The 1,385-nt window shown below is 74.0% G+C and carries 1 protein-coding gene and 1 pseudogene; both read left to right on the plus strand.

Annotated features, from left to right (window positions below):
- Nucleotides 1-118: 118 nt before the first annotated feature.
- Nucleotides 119-964: a DegV family protein gene (locus GV126_RS32100; RefSeq protein ID WP_159674431.1), complete on the plus strand. Its 846-nt coding sequence runs from the start codon at nt 119-121 to the stop codon at nt 962-964.
- Nucleotides 965-1,087: 123 nt separating this feature from the next.
- Nucleotides 1,088-1,385: pseudogene (locus tag GV126_RS36915) on the plus strand (ComEA family DNA-binding protein); the annotation flags it as partial.

Below are 1,385 nucleotides of genomic sequence, written 5' to 3' on the forward strand. Positions count from 1 at the left end.
CACCTACCCCGGGCAGAAGAACGCCCGCCCCGAGAGCACCACATGACCCCGTCGGCGGTCCACCCGGTCAGAGGGGCTGGGCTGCCGCCCCGGCACCATGGCAGGTAACCTCCAGCTCATGTCCCGCCATGTCGCGATCGTCACCGATTCAACGGCCTACCTGCCGCCCCGGACGATGGAGCGCCACGGCATCACCACGGGCCCGCTGACCGTGGTCCTCGGCGACAGAGCCCTCGAGGAGGGCACCGAGATCTCCACCCGCTCGCTGGCCCAGGCCCTGCAGAAGCGGCGATCCGTCACCACCTCACGCCCCAGCCCCGAGGTGTTCGCCGAGACCTACCGCAAGGTCGCCGAGTCCGGCGCGACCGGCATCGTCTCCCTCCACCTGTCCGCCGAGCTGTCGGGCACCTACGACGCGGCGGTCCTGGCCGCGCGCGAGGCCCCGGTGCCGGTGCGCGTGGTGGACACCGGCATGGTCGCGATGGCCCTCGGCTTCTGCGCCCTGGCCGCCGCCGAGACGGCCGAGCAGGGCGGCACGGTGGACGACGCGGTCACCGCCGCCGAGAAGCGGGCCGGAAGCACCTCCGCCTACTTCTACGTCGACACGCTCGACTATCTGCGCCGCGGCGGCCGCATCGGCGCCGCGCAGGCCCTGCTCGGTTCCGCGCTCGCCGTCAAGCCGCTGCTCCAACTGCAGGACGGCCGCATCGAACTGCTGGAGAAGGTGCGTACGGCCTCCAAGGCGATCGCCCGCCTGGAGGAGATCGCGGCCGACCACGCGACCGGCGCGGGCGTCGACATCGCCGTCCACCATCTCGCCGCCCAGGAACGGGCCTGCGCCCTCGCGGACCGGCTGCGCGCGCGGGTGACCGGGCTGGCCGAGCTGCATGTGAGCGAGGTCGGCGCGGTCATCGGCGCGCACACCGGCCCGGGGCTGCTGGGAGTCGTGGTCTCGCCGCGCTGAGGACGTCAGCCGGCGGCAGGGCGCTCCCTCGTACGAGTGGCGGAGTTGTCCACAACCGAGCCGTGATCCACGGAAATCGAGCAAGATCATCGTCGGGGTGCGGGGCTGCCCGATGCTCGTGCCATGGCACGTCGATCCCACACACGCACAGCAACCGCCACCAGCGGACCGGGCCGTGGACCCGGCCCCGACAGCCGCCCCCGCCACCGCCGCCCGGCCGTCCGCACCGGCTTGCGGCACCGCCACGCCCGGGCGGAGGAACTGCGCCGCCGGGCCGAGGCGCTGTTCGCCGAACACACCGGGCAGGTGGGGGAGTCGGGAAGCGGACCACCCCCTGCCACCGGTGGGGACCTGGCCGGTGCGCGTCTCCGGGAGGGCGGCGGGCATGCGGTGGCGGCTGGGGAGGGCAGCGGGCATGCCG

The sequence above is a fragment of the Streptomyces mexicanus genome (assembly GCF_902506575.1).
In the GTDB taxonomy this organism is placed as follows: Bacteria; Actinomycetota; Actinomycetes; order Streptomycetales; family Streptomycetaceae; genus Streptomyces; species Streptomyces mexicanus.